Raw genomic sequence first — 1,042 nt, forward strand, 5'->3', positions numbered from 1 at the left:
GCCCACCTGCTGGCGCAGTTGCCGGTGCCCGAGGGTGTGCAGCCGCTGCTGCTTGAGCCGCTGGCGGGCTACAGTGAGGCCAACCTGGTTCACCACACCTGCCCGGACAACCTGGCCTACGTGATCTACACCTCCGGCTCCACCGGCCGCCCCAAGGGCGCGGGCAACAGCCATCGGGCGCTGGTCAACCGCCTGTGCTGGATGCAGAAGGCCTATGGCCTGGACGCCGGCGATACCGTGTTGCAGAAGACCCCGTTCAGTTTCGACGTCTCGGTCTGGGAGTTCTTCTGGCCACTGCTTGTCGGCGCTCGCCTGGCGGTGGCACAACCGGGCGAACACCGTGATCCGCAGCGCCTGGTCGAGGTGATCAGGCAGCACGCGGTGACCACGCTGCACTTCGTGCCTTCGATGCTGCAGGCGTTCATGGGCAGCGCCGAGGTCGAGCGCTGCAGCGGCCTCAAGCGCGTGGTGTGCAGCGGCGAAGCCTTGCCCGCAGAGCTGGCGCAACAGACCCTGGCACGGTTACCCGGCGCCCAGTTGTACAACCTCTACGGCCCGACCGAAGCGGCCATCGACGTCACCCACTGGACCTGCCGCCCAGGCAGCGACAGCGGCGTGCCGATCGGCCGCCCGATCGACAACCTGAAGACGCACATCCTCGGCGCCGGTTTGCAGAGTGTCGCCCCACGAGCTGCCGGTGAGCTGTACCTGGGCGGCGTCGGCCTGGCCCGCGGTTATCACCGGCGCCCGGCGCTGACGGCGGAACGCTTCGTCCCGGACCCTTTCGACAGCACGGCCCAAGGCGGCGGTCGCCTGTACCGCACCGGTGACCTGGCGCGTTATCGGGCGGACGGGGTGATCGAGTACAAGGGCCGTCTCGACCACCAGGTGAAAATCCGCGGCCTGCGCATCGAACTGGGCGAGATCGAGACACGCCTGCTCGAGCACCCGAGCGTGCGCGAGGCGGTGGTGCTGGACATCGACGGGCCGGGTGGCAAGCAGCTGGCGGGGTATCTGGTGGTCGGCGAAGCACCGGCCGACC

At 68.8% G+C, this 1,042-nt stretch carries 1 protein-coding gene; it reads left to right on the top strand.

Features of this window, described 5'->3' with window-relative positions:
* Window positions 1-1,042: amino acid adenylation domain-containing protein (locus AC07XM_RS31035; protein WP_495046083.1), on the top strand; the 1,042-nt coding region annotated here is incomplete at both ends.

Source organism: Pseudomonas sp. GW460-LB5 (genome assembly GCF_059423245.1).